The following is a 17810-nucleotide window of genomic DNA, read 5'->3' on the forward strand; positions in this document are numbered from 1 at the left end:
TCATACATACTACAGCTGAATTGCCATAAACTATGCAAAAACATGATAACGAAGGTGATCTGAAAAATGATTGTTCGACTTGGGTATGTGGCGATGAGCATGGAGCTGCAAAATGCGTCTCCTTCACAGACAATGACGTATAAACAATTCTCGCAAATTTCTGACCGGGAAGCAGCGATTCAGAAGCTTGAGCGAATAGCAGTTAACAATCTAACAAACTGCCTACGACTTCTTAAGCATAATGTAGCAAATGAGATCCATTTTTTCCGCTTTAGTTCCAAGCTCATTCCGCTTGCTAATCATGAGGAATTGACCGACTGGAAGTATATGAGACCGTTAAAAGGTATCCTAAAAGAAATCGGGCAATATTTACAAGATCATCCGATGCGAGTGGATTTCCATCCTGATCATTTTGTCCTATTGAACTCCAAAAGCACCGACATATTAAATAATTCGATAAAAACCCTTGCGATGCATGAAGCCTTGCTCAAAGGAATGGGAATTGACCCAGAGCACCGTTGTGTTATGCATGTAGGTGGGGCCTATAAGGATAAAGAAAAAGCGCTTGAGCAGTTTATACATAACTGGGCATATGTTCCGACTTCTATTCAGCGGATGATTATGTTGGAAAATGATGATATCACATTTCACCTCGAAGATACGTTGTATTTATGCGAAAAGCTAGGGATTCCTTTAGTATTCGACTATCACCACCATTTAGCGAATCATGAAAATCCAGACTGGGAAAAGGAATGGAATCGTGTTCTGTCGACTTGGAGTTTATCAAAGTTACCGATAAAAATGCATATCTCTAGCCCAAAGTCTGAGAAAGAATATCGTGCCCATGCTGATACCATTGACCCTGAAATGTTTTTGCGATTTTTATATACGATTAAAGGATCTGTTAGTGAGATACATTGTATGATTGAGGCGAAAAAGAAGGATGCTGCACTTTTCCAGTTAGTTCATGATTTGAAGGAGGAAAGTGGCATAAGGTGGGTGGATCAATCAAGTTTTGAAATACAATAATGAAACTTATTTCCTGCTCAAACCGTATGAAAGTGAGAAGAGTTTATATGGAGTAGGGGGAACTTGCAAATATGAATGAACCACAGAAACGAATTTCAGACAAGGCCCTTTCGGTATGGCGAATGACAGGAGCCTTTTCCTCTGTCATTGTTGCGATTTTGGCAGGGGGAGTCATATCGCTTTCAAGTATATTCTCCTGGCCCATTTGGATCCCAATAGCCGGGATTGCAGTAGCCATTTTACATGTCTATTTATACGTGTATTTATTTCCTATGCTACGCTGGAAAAGGTGGCGCTATGAGGTAAGAGAGCAAGAAATCGAGCTCCAACAAGGGGTGTTTGTTGTAAAGAGAACGCTTGTCCCGATGATCAGGGTACAACATGTTGATACAAGGCAGGGACCTCTTTTGAAAAGGTATGGACTTGCTACCGTTGACGTGTCTACAGCGGCAACCGTGCACGAAATCCCTGCTCTTCCTATGGAGGAGGCAGAGGAGCTTCGTTTATTTATTTCAAGATTAGCTAGGGTGGCGGATGAAGATGTCTAATTCGAAACGACTTCATCCCATATCAGCAGTGACGAATTTTTTCAAACAGCTTAAAGAGCTTATTGTCCCTTTTGTTGCCTTCTTTGTTTTTGGATCAAGGGCATCAGAGGGAGACCTTTGGTTTTTTGTAGGGTCCATTGCTGTCGTGCTTGTGGTACTTGGACTGGGAGTATTAAATTGGCTCCGTTTCTCCTACCGATTGGAAGAGGGGGAGCTACGAATGGAGTATGGCTTACTAGTAAGAAAGAAGCGGTACATCCCATTTGATCGTATTCAAAGTCTTGATTTCTCTGAAGGAATACTCCACCGGCCCTTTGGTCTGGTAAAAGTGAAGGTAGAAACAGCTGGATCGAGTGGTGCAGCAGATGCTGAGGCGGTTCTTACTGCTATTACAAAGGAAGAAGCGAATTGGATACAAGAAACGATTGCCCAGGCTAAGAGCAAGCTTGCTGAAGAGGCTGTCGATACAAAAGTGGAAGATACAGTAGAAGAACATGTGATTTATAAAATTACCTCCAAAGAACTTCTATTGTTAGCTACTACCTCTGGTGGGGTGGGGGTGGTTCTTTCAGCCATGGTGGCCTTTGTGTCTCAATTAGATGATCTGATCCCTTATGAGAGTGCCTATCGTGAAGTAGAGAAGATGATATCAAATGGTATCGTTATTGTTGCGGTACTCGTCTTTCTAGGGTTCTTACTTGCTTGGATAGTAGCATTAATTGGAACGATGGTGAAATTCGCTCAATTTACCGTTAAGAAAACAGAAAGAGAAATTATTATATCAAGGGGCTTGTTAGAAAAGAGACAAATCACCATTCCGTTGAATCGAATCCAAGCCGTTCGTATTTCAGAAAATATTCTAAGGCAGCCCTTTGGATTATGTTCGGTTTATATTATTAGTGCGGGTGGTTCTGTAAGAAACACAGAGGGGTCGAAGGTGCTTTTACTACCCGCTGTGAAAAAAGTGCAGGTTGCTCATATCCTGCAGCAGCATCTTCCGGTTTCATCGACTTCACAGACATTTAATAAGCCGCCGAAGCGATCCCTTCCAAGGTATTTGCTCCGTGGATCATTGATGGTTGTTCCATTGGTGATCGCTGCGATAACCATTTTTAAACTATGGGGTTTACTGTCGATTATGCTTTTCGTGTTCTCTAGTGCCTGGTCGTATTTAATATATAAGGATGCGGGATGGAGTATTGAGGGTCAGCAGTTAAATATCCAATATCGAGGCTTAATTAAGCATACAATATTTATGAAAAAGCCTAATGTGCAATCACTGGACTACAAAGAAAGTATCTTTCAAAAAAGAAAGAATCTTGCCACGATGACAAGCCTCATTAAATCGGGGATGGGAGCAATCGGAGGAACGATTGTTGATATTGAAAAGGAGGATGCCAGAGAGATTTATCAATGGTATTCACATAGCCAAAAAGCGCCTTTTTGAGGCGCTTTTTATCTGCTTAATAATCCAATCAATGCTAAGAAAATAAGCAATGCAAGCAGAATGGACGTGGGACTCCACTTTCTGGGGCCGCCGGAAGAAGTGAGAGTTCTTTTGGTGATTCTTTGAAAGGAGGAGGTAAGCTCTCTTCCGCGATCAATGGCAAATGAACCAAGAATAAGACCTGCAAGAAGACCGAAAATATGAGCCGTCACATTTACATTTGCATTAACGAATGTCATGATGACTCCAATTACGACAATGGCCAACACAACCTGTGTGTTCTCTCGAGAAAGCATTTCTTTTCGAAAAAAAATCATGGCTAAGTAGATACCGAACAATCCGAAGATGGCTCCACTTGACCCGACATGGGTGTAAGTTAATGGTTTTAACATCAAGGTGGCAATGTTTGCTAGGATTCCTGTGGATAAATAAAGGATGATAAACCTTTTCCTTCCGAGTAAATGCTCGAGTCCAGGGCCAAACAAAACGAGAGAAAAGCTATTGAATAATAGATGTGCAAACCCACTATGTAGAAAGATAGGAGTCACAAGTCTCCAAAGCTCACCTTCCATTATATAAAGATTCACTCCCGCAAATCTTTCGAAAATCAACCCACCTGGAAAGAAGGGGAGAAACAGTAGTAAGTACAAAACAATATGAATAAAGACAATACCGGTTATAATGGGGTAATAACGGGTGAAATCTTTAAAGCTCTCCGTTCGGATAAACATAAGTACCCTCCAATATATTCATTATTTTTACTATCATAACTGTTTTGTATTTATAATACACGTGATTACTCTACAGTTTGTACACCATATGCATCTTAATAACTATTTAGAAGGAGTTGCTACGTTTGATTTCGGGAATAGGTGTTGATATCGTTGAGCTTTCTCGAATTGAGGAGCTAAGTGCAAGACAAAGTAAGTTCGTCGATCGAATACTAACACATAAAGAAAAAGACAAATATCATACATATAACGGCAAAAGGAAAACGGAATACTTAGCCGGGCGATTTGCTGCAAAGGAGGCCTTTTCTAAGGCAGTTGGAACGGGGATTGGTGAATCGTTATCATTTTTAGACATAGAAATTCAGTCGGATGAAAAAGGACAGCCAATGATTATAAAACCCTTTAGTGAGGGCGTCTTCCTCTCCATTTCACATAGTAAAGAGTATGCGGTTGCGCAGGTGGTCATTGAAAAAAATAAATAGCTTGTTCTAATCGTTGGACATATTCCCCAAGGTTGTCTCATATATTCATAGTGCAACAGAAGAGCGAGGGATGGCGGCGAGTTTCTTTAGCGGTTACTAAACAATCGTAAGAGTTCATATCCTTCCCTCACCCTTCTTACTACGAAGAAATGAAACTAAAGGGGTTGAAGGAATGAGGAAGAAATTATTATTGCTATTCGCCGGGCTAATGGCAGTACTTATGTTAGCCGCCTGTGGATCTAAATCACAAGAGGATGTGGTGAAGGATTTAAGCGGGAAGGTTGAAAGTTTGAAAGGGTATAAGGCAGATGCCACTATGACTTTGCAAATGGGAACTGAGCCACAAACGTATGATGTGCAAATTTGGCACAAAGCTCCTACTTACTATCGAGTAAATTTAAAGAATGCTCAAAAAGACCAAAGTCAAATGATTTTACGTAATGACGATGGAGTGTTTGTGTTAACACCAGCCCTTAACAAGAGCTTCCGCTTCCAAAGTGATTGGCCGGAAAATAGCAGCCAGGCGTATTTGTATGAATCTCTGATTGAAGATATTATTGCTGATAAGGAAGCAAAATTTAGTGCAACTAAGGATCATTATGTATTTGAAACAAAGACTAGATATCAAAACAACAAGATGCTTCCTTACCAAGAGATTACGTTTAAAAAGGATTTAACACCTGTAAGTGTAAAAGTAATGGATTCTGATCGAAAGGCATTAGTAACCGTCGAATTTACAAATGTTAAATTTGATGCTAGCTTTGATGCGAAGGATTTTGATATGGCTAAAAATATGACAGGTGCCCAGCTAGAAGTTCCTGTTATGTCAAATGTAAAAGATGCAGAGTTCACGGTAATGTATCCATCACAAGAGATTGCTGGTGTGGACTTAATCGAAGAAAAAGAAGTGAAAACCGAAAATGGTAAACGTGTGATTTTAACTTATGATGGTGAAAAGAGCTTCACGCTTGTACAGGAAAAAGCCATTGTTGCTGAAGCGTCAGTTACATCAACCACAGTTTCTGGGGAACCGATTGATCTTGGTTTTACAATTGGTGCTATGTCAGGAAATACGATTTCATGGACGTATCAAGGTGTAGATTACATGCTTGCCTCTAATGACTTATCCGAAGAAGAAATGGCCATGTTAGCCAGATCGGTAGAAGTACAAGGGGAAGTAAATAAATAAATAATCAACAGGCTTCCTTTTGTGGAGCCTGTTCTTTTGCATAGAGAAAGAAAGTTGACAATCGACGGTAAGGATTCGATAATCGTATGTATATGTAAGACCGGAAGTAGAAGGAAGTGTAGACATGAGTCACAATACTTTGTTTTATCGAGATACATGGGCAGAAGTGAATTTAGATAAAATCATGTATAATGTTACGCGGTTAAAAAAACATTTGCCAAATGACGTACAAATAATCGCGGTTGTTAAAGCTAATGCATACGGTCATGGAGATGTACAAGTAGCAAGAACTGCTTTAGAAGCAGGGGCCACCCTTTTGGCCGTTGCGTTTTTAGATGAGGCGATTGCCCTTAGGAAAAAAGGAGTAACAGCTCCAATCCTTGTATTAGGAGCCAGTCGTCCGGAAGATTCATCAGTGGCAGTTAAAAATAATATTACATTAACTGTATTTCGATATGAATGGTTACAGCAAGCGAAGGGAATGTTAGGTGAGGGAGAAAAATTATCTATTCATATAAAACTTGATACAGGTATGGGAAGAATTGGTGTCCGTTCAAGGGAAGAATTAACATTCATTGAGGAGCTACTAGAATCAAGTGAATGTTTTCTTTTTGAGGGAATCTATACTCACTTTGCTACAGCGGATGAGCTAGAGGAGGGCTATTTTCAAAAGCAGCTCTCGCGTTTTCATGAGCTTTTATCCTATTTAAGGGCTAAACCGGACATGATCCATGCGAGCAACAGTGCAGCATCCATTCGTTTTGGTGAAGCTTCATTTAATGCGATTCGGTTTGGCATTGGGATGTATGGGCTCACACCATCATTAGAAATGGAGTCATTGCTACCGTTTCCGTTACAACAGGCATTTTCTCTTCAAACAAGGCTTATTCATGTGAAAAAGTTAGAAAAAGGGGATTCGGTTAGCTATGGTGCCACGTATACGGCTCGTGAGCCTGAGTGGATAGGCACGTTGCCAATAGGTTATGCGGATGGTTGGATCCGAAAGCTATATGGACAAGAGGTGCTGATTGAAGGAGAACGAGTACCGATTGTCGGTCGGATCTGCATGGATCAATGCATGGTTAGATTACCTAAAGAACTTCCCGTTGGAACACTCGTTACGCTGATTGGCGAACAAGAAGCAGATAGCATTTCAATGAATGAAATTGCATCAAAACTAGAAACAATCAATTATGAAGTTCCTTGTATTATTTCAAGTCGTGTGCCTAGAATTTATAAAAAATATGGAAAAATGATTGAGCAAAGAAATGATATTTTACATTCGTATGTATAGTTGAAACCCTTTTAGAATAAGGATTTATAGAAAAAGAACCATATTTATGAATCTTTGGAGACATCATGAATAAAAGGGTATTTTTTTGGTGGATAATATTGAAGTATGACTTATTGCCCCTTTGCATTGTTGTGGATTGGTGTTATTATAAAATATGGTAGAGATAAAATGGTGTGTAGTGATGGTGGAGGTGTATGTTTGTGTCTGAGTCCAGCGCAACAACAGAAATTATGGTGAAATTACCGCAACATCTTTTAACCGAATTGGATGGTTTTGTGAAACAGGAGAATGTGAACAGAAGCGAATTCATTTATCAAGCTACTAAAATGTACTTGCGTGAGCGGAAAAAGAGACAAATTCGTGAATCCATGCGAAGAGGCTACATGGAGATGGCGAAGATCAACTTAACAATTGCTTCAGAAGCGTTTCAAGCAGAGTATGAGGCAGAACACACAGTTGAACGTCTAGTAAGTGGGGGATAATCCTTTGATTGTCAAACGTGGTGACGTTTATTTTGCAGACCTATCCCCAGTTGTTGGTTCCGAGCAAGGTGGCGTTCGTCCAGTTCTTGTGATCCAAAACGATATCGGGAATCGGTTCAGTCCCACAGTGATTATTGCAGCCATTACAGCTCAAATTCAGAAAGCGAAACTGCCTACTCACGTTGAAATTGATGCGAAACGCTATGGTTTCGAACGAGATTCAGTTATCCTGTTGGAACAAATTCGTACAATTGATAAACAACGTCTGACCGATAAGATCACTCATCTCGATGACGAAATGATGGAGAAAGTGGACGAAGCTTTACAAATTAGCCTAGGTCTAATTGAATTCTAAAAAATACGCTCTACTAAGGGCGTTTTTTTATTGTATGAAAAAGAAATCATAGTGTGCAAAAGAAGGATAGCCTAAAGTGCTATCCTTTTTTTTGATTCCGGTACATACGTTGCTATGGCGGGCTCTTCTATGTTTAGATACTCGAAAAAAAGGGTATGTAACAAAGTCGCAATATTGTCATAATTAGTTTAAGCTTTCGCATAAAATTGATATCATTACTGATAGGTACAAAAATTGGGTTTTAAGCTTACGTTACAGTTTAAAGACAATCCGTTATGAAAGAACCTATCATGTTAAAATTGGGAGGATATAATGAACAAAGATATTGAACAGTATATTCAAACGAATCGGGAAGAAATACTTACAAAGTGGATCGAGAGCATGAAGGAAAAGTCAGATGAACGGGTTTTAAAGGTAGTTTCTGACCAAGTATTCGTAGGGACAAGCCGAGAGTTCATAGATCTAATTGTTTCAAATCTACAAGATTCTGATGAAAAGTATAGTGAAAAGCTTGTAGAGTTTGCTGAAAAAGTAGTTAGGCTTGCGTGGCCTTTAAGTTTTGTTACGGACGGATTACGAGATTTTGCAAGGATTGCTTTTGAAGGAATGAGTGCAACAGGCATTGTAAATGAAAAGAATCGAATGGAAATCATTTATGACTTTGATAACTGGATAAGTCCGATGACAAACGAAATTGTTAATGTATATTCTTCGACTTGGGAGCGAACGGTATCACTTCAAAAAATCGCTCTTCAAGAATTGTCCGCTCCTTTAATTCCTGTGTTTGATGGCATTTCAGTTATGCCACTTGTTGGGACAATAGATACCGAGAGGGCAAAACAGATCATGGAAAACTTGTTAAATGGAGTGGTTAGAAATCGCTCAGAAGTGGTTCTTATAGATATTACGGGTGTTCCGGTCGTTGATACAATGGTCGCTCATCATATTATTCAAGCTGCCGATGCAGTTAGGTTAGTTGGGGCTAAATGTATGCTAGTCGGGATTCGTCCGGAAATAGCACAAACCATCGTCAATCTTGGGATTAATTTAAATCAGATTACAACAAAAAATACACTAAAAAAGGGAATCGAGTCAGCCCTTGAAATAATGAACAAGAAGATTATCAGCACGGGGGGAGAAAATTGAGGATACCAATTCTAAAATTACACAATTGCTTACTAGTATCGATTCAATGGGAATTGGACGATCAAACGGCCCTTCAATTTCAGGAAGATTTGCTACATAAAATACACGAAACAAGCGCAAATGGTGTAGTGATTGATATAACTTCAATTGATTTTATTGATTCATTCATCGCAAAGGTGCTTGGTGATGTAATTAATATGTCTAAACTTATGGGTGCTAAAGTTGTCATTACAGGTATTCAGCCAGCGGTGGCGATTACTCTTATAGAATTAGGAATTGGTTTAGATGATGTCCTAACAGCTTTGGATCTAGAAAAAGGTTTGGAGAAATTACATCAGGAATTGGGGGAATAACCGTATGGGAATCCAATCCTGCGTAAAAATCATTAATGAATGGGACATCGTTGCAGCTAGGCAGCTAGGCCGAAATGTGGCAAAAGAGCTTGGATTTGGAACTGTCGATCAGGCCAGAATCACAACTGCTATTAGTGAATTAGCGAGAAATATTTATTTATACGCTGGTCAGGGCCAAATCTGCATTGAAAAACTATATGAAAGCGGTAAAGCGGGATTGAAGGTAGTGGCGATAGACAATGGACCTGGTATAAAGGATATAAGGCAAGTAATGGAGGATGGATATTCTACCTCAGGTGGTTTAGGAGCTGGATTACCAGGTGTCAAACGCTTGATGGATGAGTTTGGGATTAACTCAACGCCAGGTAATGGAACAGAGATAACGGCAACTAAGTGGGTACGTTAGGGGGAACATTTATGGATTTCCGAGAATTGATGGAGACAAAATATCGGCACATACTTGAGAAGTACATAAACGACCCTTCTGAACAAGTTCTATATCAGGGCCAAAAGTTCAGTAGAAAGTCTATCGAGCATCGAATCTCTCCTGAGGAAATCATCAGTTTACATAAAACACTTATGCATGAAATGGTTCCGGATTTACCAGAAGAAGTATCGCTCTCCTTTGATATGTTACTAGAAGTGATGTTAGGCTACGGTCTTGCTTATAGAGAGCATCAAAGCTTGCGTCATAAGCAGCAGGAACTAAGAACGGAAATGGAGATTGCGGCAAATGTTCAACAAACCTTATTAGAAACCAATGTCCCATCGGTTCCTTGGCTTGATATAGGTGCTATTAGTGTTCCTGCCAAGCATATGAATGGAGATTATTATCACTTTGTTCAAGATGAAACCAATAACATCAGTATAGCTATTGCTGATGTGATTGGGAAGGGAATTCCAGCGGCGTTGTGTATGTCCATGATCAAATATGCGATGGATAGTCAACCCGATAATCAACAAGAACCGAGTAAGGTGTTAGAAAATCTTAATCGGGTCGTTGAACAAAATGTCGATCCTAGTATGTTTATCACCATGTTCTACGGTGTGTATCATCCAAGAAAGCATACGTTTGCCTATTCTTCTGCTGGTCATGAGCCGGGTTTTCTATACCGTGCGCAATCGGGAGAATTTATTGAAATTGAGGCAAAGGGTTTGTTGTTAGGAGTAGAGAAACGGACGAAATATAAGCAGTATGAGCAAGCAATAAATGTGGGAGACATGATTATCTTGATGTCAGACGGTGTTACAGAATGTCGGTCAGAAGAAGGGTTTATCGAAAAAGAAACATTAATCTCTTATATAAAAAAATATATCCATTTACCAGCACAAGAGATTGTAACCAACATATATAAAGAGCTAGAAAAGCTCCAACATTTTCAATTGCGAGATGATTTTACGTTAATAATCTTGAAAAGAAATGTTTAAGTACTATTTTTTCAGGGTATCGAATAAGAGCAATTGACTTGTAAAGAGGTGGGGAATATGAACATAAAGTTAGATATCACGGAAAGTGATGGTCGTGTTGCTGTTCATGTAACAGGGGAAATTGATGTTTATACGGCACCGAAGCTAAGAGAAACACTGTTTCCTCTGTCCGAGAGAAACGGAGTGGACATGATGATTGATCTTTCTGGAGTAGAATATATGGATAGCACAGGCTTAGGTGTGTTTGTTGGGACATTTAAAAATGTGCGCTCAAGTAAGGGGAAATTTCAGTTAGTTGGACTTTCTGATCGGTTAAGAAGACTTTTTGAGATCACCGGGCTAGCTGATATTATGAATATTAGCCAGATTGAGGGTGAACCAAAATGACGGAAGCTTGTGACTACATTGAAATGAAAATTCCTGCTAAGCCGGAATACGTAGGTGTGATTCGGTTAACATTATCTGCCATTGCAAGTCGAATGGGCTTTTCGTTTGACGAAATTGAAGATTTGAAGATTGCTACAAGTGAAGCGATAACCAATGCTGTGCAGCATGCCTATAAAACAGGAAAGCTTGGAGAAGTTGCAATAGGATTTGGGTCATATGGCGATCGACTGGAAGTCATCGTGGCTGATAGCGGAAAGAGTTTCGATTTTCAATCGGCTCGAGAAAAAGTAGGTCCTTATCGTGGGAATGAACCGGTTGAGTTTATGCGTGAAGGAGGCCTAGGGCTTTACTTGATAGAGACGCTGATGGATGAAGTTATTATTCATCAGAATGAAGGTGTGACGGTTTTTATGACCAAATACCTAGAAGGGGAGCAGGTGGAGAGGAATGCAGAACAAATCTCAACCTAATTCGCTATCAAAAGAAGAAATTCATCGATATATTAAAGCTTATCAGCAGAATCAGGATGATGAAGCCCAAAATCAGTTGGTTCTACATTATAAAAACTTGGTTGAAACGATTGCCCGAAAGTACTCAAAAGGAAAATCCTATCATGAGGACATTGTCCAAGTGGGGAATATTGGTCTTTTAGGTGCTATTCGAAGGTACGATGAGGACTTTGGGAGAAGCTTTGAAGCTTTTGCAGTACCTACCATTGTGGGAGAAATCAAGCGGTTTTTAAGAGATAAAACTTGGAGTATCCATGTTCCAAGAAGAATCAAAGAACTGGGACCGAGAATTAAAGCAACGGTTGAAGAGTTAACAACTACCCTCCAGCGTTCGCCCAAAGTATGTGAAATTGCTGAAGCCTTGCAGGAAACTGAAGAGGATGTACTAGAAGCAATGGAGATGGGAAGAAGTTATCAGGCATTGTCTGTGGACCATTCCATTGAGGCTGATTCGGATGGAGGAACTGTCACCTTATTGGACGTCGTAGGGAACATTGATGAGGGTTATGAAAAAGTGAATCAAAAGCTCGTACTAGACAAGGTTCTACATGTTCTAACAGACAGAGAAAGGGAGATTATCCAATATACGTATTTGGATAATCTGAGTCAAAAAGATACTGGCGAAAAATTAGGTATTTCACAGATGCATGTTTCAAGATTGCAGAGAAAAGCAATTAAAAAGCTTCAAGATGCCATACGTTCAGATCATAACAGCTCGGAGTGCTTATCGTGACGCAGCCAATAGAAGTGATTGTTCAACAAACAACTAAGGAAGGTAAGTATGAATGCGGAGATAGCTATTATTACGTTCTCCAAGATGATTATTTTACCTGTGTCGTCGCGGATGGTCTGGGCAGTGGGAAACTTGCAAATGAGGCATCTTCAGCTGTGGTTGATGTGGTCCAACAATATCATCATGAAGATGTTGAAGAGTTAATGAAAAAATGCAATCAGGCTCTTTTTCAGAAAAGAGGAGCTGCGGTAGCTGTACTAAAGGTTTTTTTTCAAACAAAAGAATTTCACTATAGTTGTGTAGGGAATATTCGTTTCTTTTTATATTCTGATAAAGGTGAACTAACTTACCCCCTACCAGTCTCAGGATATTTATCTGGAAGACCGGTAAGATTTAATACAAAGAGATACTTTTATCAAGCAAACTCAAAATTTCTTATACATTCGGATGGCATCGCCCCAAATGGAGTAAAATCCCTACTAAGTTCCGGGTTGTCGAATGAATGCATTGCGAACCAACTTAGGGAGCGGTTCACTTCGAAAATGGATGATTCTACATTTATTATAGGGACATTGCATTAGAGTTACCTGTACATAATGGGGTAACTCTTTTTTGTGCATATCATTCATTTTGTTGCACTTGAAATTTTTGATAAAATAAGGAAAAAGACTTTCATGTTGGAGGAAACGTACATTGGATCAAACAATAGATAAGCGTAAGGAACTCTTACAAACGCTAGCCAAAGAGCAAAATTTAAATTTCAAACAAGTGAACAATGTTATTTCATTACTTGAAGAAGGAAACACTTTACCGTTCATTGCAAGATATCGTAAAGAACAAACGGGAGCATTGGATGAGGTACAAATTCGTGACATTATGGAACGTTGGCAATACATACAAAACCTTGAGCAAAGAAAAGAAGAGGTTATTCGGATTATTGAAGAACAAGGGAAGCTGACGGTAGAGTTAAAAAGTCAGATAGAAAAGTCCATTAAGCTGCAAGAGGTTGAAGACTTATATCGTCCGTATAAACAAAAACGACGCACAAAGGCAACTGTCGCGAAGGAAAAAGGATTAGAGCCTTTTGCGGAATGGTTAGTAACCTTCCCCGTAAATGGGTCACTAGAAGAGAAAGCGAGTGAATTTTTGTCGGACGAGCTCGAGGTCCAATCTATTGAAGAAGTCATAAATGGGGCGAAGGATATTATCGCTGAGTGGGTTTCAGACGATGCAGATTCACGAAAATGGGTTAGAAGTGAGACAGCTAAATCTGGATTTGTTGAAGCTACCGTTAAGGATACGGAAAAAGACGAGAAAAAAGTTTATGAGATGTATTACGAATATTCAGAGCCTATTAGCAAAGTAGTTCCCCATCGTACGCTTGCTCTCAACCGGGGAGAGAAAGAAGATGTTTTACGTGTTGCGATTAAGCCGAATGTTGAACGTAACATGGATTATTTAACGAAAAAATGGATTAAGAATTCTAATTCCTTTGTTGTTGAGACAGTTATTGAGGCCGTTGAAGATGGTTATAAGAGATTAATTCAACCTTCAATAGAAAGAGAAATTCGTAATGAGCTAACTGAAAAAGCAGAAGAAAGAGCGATCCATATATTCTCTGAAAATTTAAGAAATCTTCTGCTCCAACCACCTTTAAAAGGAAAGGTAGTTCTTGGTGTGGACCCAGCTTATCGAACAGGATGTAAGTTAGCTGTAGTGGATGAAACAGGGAAGGTCCTTCGAATAGATGTGATTTATCCTCATCCACCTGTATCGAAGAAACAAGAAGCTGAGAAAAAGTTTAAAGAAATCATTGAGACCTATGAAGTTGAGATGGTAGCAGTGGGAAATGGGACTGCTTCCCGGGAAACAGAGCAGTTTGTAGTAGATATGCTTAAAGAACAAAAGAGAGAGATTTATTATTTAATTGTGAACGAAGCGGGTGCCAGTGTTTATTCTGCTTCTGACTTAGCGCGTGAAGAATTCCCTGATTTTCAGGTTGAGGAACGAAGTGCAGTTTCCATTGCCCGACGCTTGCAAGATCCGTTAGCTGAATTAGTTAAAATAGATCCAAAATCGGTTGGTGTCGGACAGTATCAACATGACGTGTCTCAAAAGAGATTATCTGAGTCATTAACATTTGTCGTGGAAACCGCAGTTAACCAGGTAGGTGTGAACGTTAATACAGCTTCTGCTTCATTGCTTCAATATGTTGCTGGTCTTTCAAAAACAGTAGCAACCAATATCGTCAAGAAACGTGAAGAGGAAGGGAAGTTTGTCAATCGAATACAGTTAAAGAAAATCCCGAGGTTAGGTGCAAAAACATATGAGCAAGCCATCGGGTTTCTACGTGTGATCGATGGAAAAGAGCCGCTTGACCGCACAGGGATCCATCCGGAAAATTATCAAGCAGTTAAAAATCTCCTAAGTAAATTAGGATTTACATCAGCTGACCTAGGTTCTGAAGCACTAAAAACAACATTATCAGCTGTTGATATAAAAGCTATTGCGGCAGAGCTTGAGATTGGAGAATTAACCCTTAAGGATATTCTCGATGCGTTAGTTAGACCGGAAAGAGATCCGCGTGACGAACTTCCAGCGCCACTATTAAAGAAAGATGTATTAAAACTTGAAGATTTAAAAGCGGGAATGGAACTTCAAGGAACTGTCCGAAACGTAGTGGACTTCGGAGCGTTTGTTGATATTGGAGTAAAGCAAGACGGGCTTGTTCATATTTCGAAACTAAGCAATCGCTTTGTTAAGCATCCGCTCGATATTGTTTCAGTTGGAGATGTAGTAACCGTGTGGGTGGATAGTGTTGATCAACAAAAAGGTAGAGTCGCTTTAACGATGCTACAGAATTAAAGGTAAAAGAAATACCGTTCACGATGGTAACGGGTTTACTTGTGAGGTACAAACGGTAAAAGTAGACCAAATCATTTACAATATATTTCACAGTCAAAAAGGATTAGAGATGTAAATCTTTCTAATCCTTTTTTGGATTTCTTTATTTACTAAAGCACCCGAAAGTTAGCTGCTAAAGCGAGTTTGAAATAAGCGGAGAAATTTCTCTTATTTAGGAAATTGCACTGGAAAAAGCTAAAATAGACGGAAAATTTCCGACTATTGACTTAAAAAACGTGAAATTGGATGATTTTCTTTTGCTTAGTCGGAAAAACTCCGCTTATATACCCCGAATCAAGCTCAATTCAGTAGTCTAACCGAAAAATCTCCGCTTATGTTTCTTATTACTGGTTACTATGTTCAAAAAATTAGATGTCTTATTTAAATGCGTTACAGGGAGCTTAGCCACTTGTGGTTCGCCCAGTCTGCTAAGTCTAAAGGAGTTTACGTGCCCATAAAAGCTTTGTAATCTCAGCATATTCCACGGACTAAATCACAAATGATTCACACACCATCCAATAATTACTTCATACCTTGTGATTTCCTTTGTTAAACAAGACAAAATAAGCAATAAAAAACGCACTTTGAATGATATCGTGAATTCAAGTGCGTTTTCATATGAGTTTTATAATGTTCGTTATCAAGATGAACGGTGTTTTTTTCTGTAAAAAAACCAACATTGGTTAAGAAGTTTTATTTGATAGGCATTTTTCTCTAAAAATGCTTTCTGCATCTGATTTTGAAACCAAGTAGGCATAGACATACCTCCTAGCACAAATTTCAAGGGGTATATTCAATGTATGCTATAATGGGTTGTCATGTTCATATAATTTTTATTTAGTTAGGAACGGAGGTGGGAGTATGGAGGATAAAGAGTTACAAAGATTAGTTGAGGAAATTTCCTTGCGGTTCTTTAACAAGCCATTTCGACATACTGCTTTTTTTAATTCCCGTCTTCGAACAACAGGTGGACGTTATATGTTAAGGTCTCATAATATTGAAATTAATCGAAGTTATCTAGAACAGCTTGGAGAGCAAGAATTAATTGGTATCATTAAGCATGAATTATGTCATTATCATTTGCATTTAGAGGGAAAAGGCTATCAGCACAGAGATCATGACTTTAAAACACTTCTTAAAAAAGTGAATGCACCACGATTTTGTTCTACTCTCCCAAATCGCCCTGAAGTTAAATCAGCAAAGACTGTTCGGATATATCAGTGCTCTGGATGCGCTCTGCAATATAGGAGAAAAAGAAGGATCAATATATCAAAGTATGTTTGTGGAAAGTGCCAGGGAAAGTTAATTGAAATTCCTGTTTGACAGTTGGAGAAAATGATGTTAAATTATTATTCCGTGACTGACATGAGCGGAAATAAGTAATTGAAATTTCCCCTTGATTTTCACAGCTTGGCTCAATATAATATAAAGAGTCGAGATTACGACACGAACACTTTTCTTATTCCACAGTAGCTCAGTTGGTAGAGCATTCGGCTGTTAACCGAACGGTCGCAGGTTCGAGTCCTGCCTGTGGAGCCATTTTGGGGAAGTACTCAAGAGGCTGAAGAGGCGCCCCTGCTAAGGGTGTAGGTCGGGTGACCGGCGCGAGGGTTCAAATCCCTCCTTCTCCGCCAGTAACTTTCATCATTTTTTTAAAAAATATGGCCCCTTGGTCAAGCGGTTAAGACACCGCCCTTTCACGGCGGTAACACGGGTTCGAATCCCGTAGGGGTCACTTTCAAATTATTATACTAACAAAAATGGTCCCGTGGTGTAGCGGTTAACATGCCTGCCTGTCACGCAGGAGATCGCCGGTTCGATCCCGGTCGGGACCGCCATATTGTTGGGCTATAGCCAAGCGGTAAGGCAACGGACTTTGACTCCGTCATGCGTTGGTTCGAATCCAGCTAGCCCAGCCATTTTTTATTTTAAGGTATTTTTCAAATTGTACGAGCCATTAGCTCAGTCGGTAGAGCATCTGACTTTTAATCAGAGGGTCGAAGGTTCGAGTCCTTCATGGCTCACCAAAGTATTTTGCTTCAGCAAAATAACTTTCTATTATGCGGGTGTGGCGGAATTGGCAGACGCACTAGACTTAGGATCTAGCGCCGCAAGGCGTGGGGGTTCGACTCCCTTCACCCGCACCATTCATTTCCAGTTGAATAACTGTGAGAAATCATATATAATATATTCTATCGCTCTTAATGAGCGGTCGTGGCGGAATGGCAGACGCGCTAGGTTGAGGGCCTAGTGGGGGCAACCCCGTGGAGGTTCAAGTCCTCTCGGCCGCACCAAGAAATAACTACAAAAAAATGTTTGACATTAAAATGTGGTTATGATATTATATAAAAGTTGCTTCTTTAAAAAGAGCGCCCGTAGCTCAATTGGATAGAGCGTCTGACTACGGATCAGAAGGTTATGGGTTCGACTCCTTTCGGGCGCGCCATTTTGAATAACGGGGAGTAGCTCAGCTTGGTAGAGCACTTGGTTTGGGACCAAGGGGTCGCAGGTTCGAATCCTGTCTTCCCGACCATCTTAATAAAATATTAATATGCGGGTGTAGTTTAATGGTAAAACCTCAGCCTTCCAAGCTGATGTCGTGAGTTCGATTCTCATCACCCGCTCCAACAAATTTGTTCTTTGAAAACTAAACAAATCATACGTCAACAAAAAATGATTAGTGTTGAAAAATACACTAGCCAACGTTTTAACTTTAAGAGCTAATCTTACTCTTTATTGGAGAGTTTGATCCTGGCTCAGGACGAACGCTGGCGGCGTGCCTAATACATGCAA

General features: G+C 39.8%; 20 protein-coding genes, 11 tRNA genes and 1 rRNA gene. 30 read left to right on the forward strand and 2 right to left on the reverse strand.

Annotated features, from left to right (window positions below):
* Window positions 1-66: 66 nt before the first annotated feature.
* From uvsE to ACQ5H4_RS19970, 3 genes are all read left to right on the forward strand, one after another.
* Entirely contained in the window at window positions 67-1029 is a 963-nt protein-coding gene (gene uvsE, locus ACQ5H4_RS19960) for a UV DNA damage repair endonuclease UvsE (RefSeq protein WP_430776740.1), read from the forward strand.
* Window positions 1030-1100: 71 nt separating this feature from the next.
* On the forward strand, window positions 1101-1577 hold the full coding sequence (locus tag ACQ5H4_RS19965; protein ID WP_430776741.1) for a PH domain-containing protein: 477 nt from the start codon (window positions 1101-1103) through the stop codon (window positions 1575-1577).
* Window positions 1570-3024, forward strand: a complete 1455-nt coding sequence (locus ACQ5H4_RS19970; protein ID WP_430776742.1) for a PH domain-containing protein — start codon at window positions 1570-1572, stop codon at window positions 3022-3024. The genes ACQ5H4_RS19965 and ACQ5H4_RS19970 overlap by 8 nt, the downstream gene beginning before the upstream one ends.
* 8 nt (window positions 3025-3032) lie before the next feature.
* Here ACQ5H4_RS19970 and ACQ5H4_RS19975 read toward each other — a convergent pair whose 3' ends face one another.
* Window positions 3033-3755, reverse strand: coding sequence for a rhomboid family intramembrane serine protease (locus tag ACQ5H4_RS19975; protein ID WP_430776743.1), 723 nt, complete (start codon window positions 3753-3755; stop codon window positions 3033-3035).
* Between the two features lie 125 nt (window positions 3756-3880).
* On the opposite strand from ACQ5H4_RS19975, the gene acpS reads away from it, so the two are divergent.
* The 14 genes from acpS to ACQ5H4_RS20045 all read left to right on the forward strand — a co-directional run bounded on the left by acpS (window position 3881) and on the right by ACQ5H4_RS20045 (window position 14978).
* Entirely contained in the window at window positions 3881-4237 is a 357-nt protein-coding gene (gene acpS, locus ACQ5H4_RS19980) for a holo-ACP synthase (RefSeq protein WP_430776744.1), read from the forward strand.
* A gap of 172 nt (window positions 4238-4409) precedes the next feature.
* The gene (locus ACQ5H4_RS19985; protein WP_430776745.1) at window positions 4410-5426 is read left to right on the forward strand and encodes a LolA family protein; all 1017 of its coding nucleotides are present in this window, start codon (window positions 4410-4412) and stop codon (window positions 5424-5426) included.
* A gap of 124 nt (window positions 5427-5550) precedes the next feature.
* Window positions 5551-6720 carry an alanine racemase gene (gene alr, locus ACQ5H4_RS19990; protein ID WP_430776746.1) on the forward strand — a complete coding sequence of 390 codons (1170 nt, stop codon included), beginning with the start codon at window positions 5551-5553 and terminating at the stop codon, window positions 6718-6720.
* 200 nt (window positions 6721-6920) lie between these two features.
* Window positions 6921-7202, forward strand: a complete 282-nt coding sequence (locus tag ACQ5H4_RS19995) for a CopG family ribbon-helix-helix protein (protein ID WP_066060032.1) — start codon at window positions 6921-6923, stop codon at window positions 7200-7202.
* Between the two features lie 4 nt (window positions 7203-7206).
* Complete coding sequence (ndoA, locus tag ACQ5H4_RS20000) at window positions 7207-7557, forward strand: type II toxin-antitoxin system endoribonuclease NdoA (RefSeq protein ID WP_019156408.1); 351 nt, start codon at window positions 7207-7209, stop codon at window positions 7555-7557.
* A 312-nt stretch (window positions 7558-7869) separates the two neighbouring features.
* A complete protein-coding gene (locus ACQ5H4_RS20005) occupies window positions 7870-8703 on the forward strand; it encodes an RsbT co-antagonist protein RsbRA (RefSeq protein ID WP_430776747.1) in 834 nt (277 codons plus the stop codon).
* On the forward strand, window positions 8700-9056 hold the full coding sequence (locus ACQ5H4_RS20010) for an STAS domain-containing protein (RefSeq protein ID WP_066060023.1): 357 nt from the start codon (window positions 8700-8702) through the stop codon (window positions 9054-9056). The genes ACQ5H4_RS20005 and ACQ5H4_RS20010 overlap by 4 nt, the downstream gene beginning before the upstream one ends.
* 4 nt (window positions 9057-9060) lie before the next feature.
* A complete protein-coding gene (locus ACQ5H4_RS20015; RefSeq protein WP_430776748.1) occupies window positions 9061-9462 on the forward strand; it encodes an anti-sigma regulatory factor in 402 nt (133 codons plus the stop codon).
* Window positions 9463-9473: 11 nt separating this feature from the next.
* Window positions 9474-10484, forward strand: coding sequence for a PP2C family protein-serine/threonine phosphatase (locus tag ACQ5H4_RS20020; protein WP_430776749.1), 1011 nt, complete (start codon window positions 9474-9476; stop codon window positions 10482-10484).
* 57 nt (window positions 10485-10541) lie between these two features.
* On the forward strand, window positions 10542-10871 hold the full coding sequence (locus tag ACQ5H4_RS20025) for an anti-sigma factor antagonist (RefSeq protein ID WP_430776750.1): 330 nt from the start codon (window positions 10542-10544) through the stop codon (window positions 10869-10871).
* Complete coding sequence (rsbW, locus tag ACQ5H4_RS20030; RefSeq protein WP_430776751.1) at window positions 10868-11341, forward strand: anti-sigma B factor RsbW; 474 nt, start codon at window positions 10868-10870, stop codon at window positions 11339-11341. The genes ACQ5H4_RS20025 and rsbW overlap by 4 nt, the downstream gene beginning before the upstream one ends.
* Window positions 11319-12113 carry an RNA polymerase sigma factor SigB gene (gene sigB, locus ACQ5H4_RS20035; protein WP_430776752.1) on the forward strand — a complete coding sequence of 265 codons (795 nt, stop codon included), beginning with the start codon at window positions 11319-11321 and terminating at the stop codon, window positions 12111-12113. Before rsbW ends, sigB begins: the two co-directional genes overlap by 23 nt.
* Entirely contained in the window at window positions 12107-12694 is a 588-nt protein-coding gene (locus ACQ5H4_RS20040) for a PP2C family serine/threonine-protein phosphatase (protein WP_430776755.1), read from the forward strand. The genes sigB and ACQ5H4_RS20040 overlap by 7 nt, the downstream gene beginning before the upstream one ends.
* 112 nt (window positions 12695-12806) lie before the next feature.
* Window positions 12807-14978, forward strand: coding sequence for a Tex family protein (locus ACQ5H4_RS20045; RefSeq protein WP_430776753.1), 2172 nt, complete (start codon window positions 12807-12809; stop codon window positions 14976-14978).
* 679 nt (window positions 14979-15657) lie between these two features.
* On the opposite strand, the gene cmpA is transcribed toward ACQ5H4_RS20045, so the two are convergent.
* A complete protein-coding gene (gene cmpA, locus ACQ5H4_RS20050) occupies window positions 15658-15774 on the reverse strand; it encodes a cortex morphogenetic protein CmpA (protein ID WP_119706371.1) in 117 nt (38 codons plus the stop codon).
* A gap of 104 nt (window positions 15775-15878) precedes the next feature.
* Here cmpA and ACQ5H4_RS20055 point away from each other — a divergent pair, with 104 nt between their 5' ends.
* The 13 genes from ACQ5H4_RS20055 to ACQ5H4_RS20115 all read left to right on the forward strand — a co-directional run.
* Entirely contained in the window at window positions 15879-16340 is a 462-nt protein-coding gene (locus tag ACQ5H4_RS20055) for a SprT family protein (protein ID WP_430776754.1), read from the forward strand.
* Between the two features lie 140 nt (window positions 16341-16480).
* A tRNA-Asn gene (locus ACQ5H4_RS20060) sits at window positions 16481-16556 on the forward strand.
* 4 nt (window positions 16557-16560) lie between these two features.
* A tRNA-Ser gene (locus tag ACQ5H4_RS20065) sits at window positions 16561-16651 on the forward strand.
* A 29-nt stretch (window positions 16652-16680) separates the two neighbouring features.
* A tRNA-Glu gene (locus tag ACQ5H4_RS20070) sits at window positions 16681-16752 on the forward strand.
* Window positions 16753-16779: 27 nt separating this feature from the next.
* Window positions 16780-16855: transfer RNA gene (locus ACQ5H4_RS20075), tRNA-Asp, on the forward strand.
* A 6-nt stretch (window positions 16856-16861) separates the two neighbouring features.
* Window positions 16862-16936: transfer RNA gene (locus ACQ5H4_RS20080), tRNA-Gln, on the forward strand.
* Window positions 16937-16968: 32 nt separating this feature from the next.
* Window positions 16969-17044, forward strand: a tRNA-Lys gene (locus ACQ5H4_RS20085).
* Between the two features lie 35 nt (window positions 17045-17079).
* Window positions 17080-17164, forward strand: a tRNA-Leu gene (locus ACQ5H4_RS20090).
* Between the two features lie 61 nt (window positions 17165-17225).
* Window positions 17226-17311: transfer RNA gene (locus tag ACQ5H4_RS20095), tRNA-Leu, on the forward strand.
* Window positions 17312-17386: 75 nt separating this feature from the next.
* Window positions 17387-17463 (forward strand) — tRNA-Arg (locus tag ACQ5H4_RS20100).
* Between the two features lie 10 nt (window positions 17464-17473).
* Window positions 17474-17550, forward strand: a tRNA-Pro gene (locus ACQ5H4_RS20105).
* 20 nt (window positions 17551-17570) lie between these two features.
* Window positions 17571-17644 (forward strand) — tRNA-Gly (locus ACQ5H4_RS20110).
* Between the two features lie 106 nt (window positions 17645-17750).
* Window positions 17751-17810: ribosomal RNA gene (locus ACQ5H4_RS20115) — 16S ribosomal RNA — on the forward strand; the annotation flags it as partial.

The sequence above is a fragment of the Bacillus coreaensis genome (assembly GCF_050586445.1).
GTDB lineage: Bacteria > Bacillota > Bacilli > Bacillales > Cytobacillaceae > Robertmurraya_A > Robertmurraya_A coreaensis.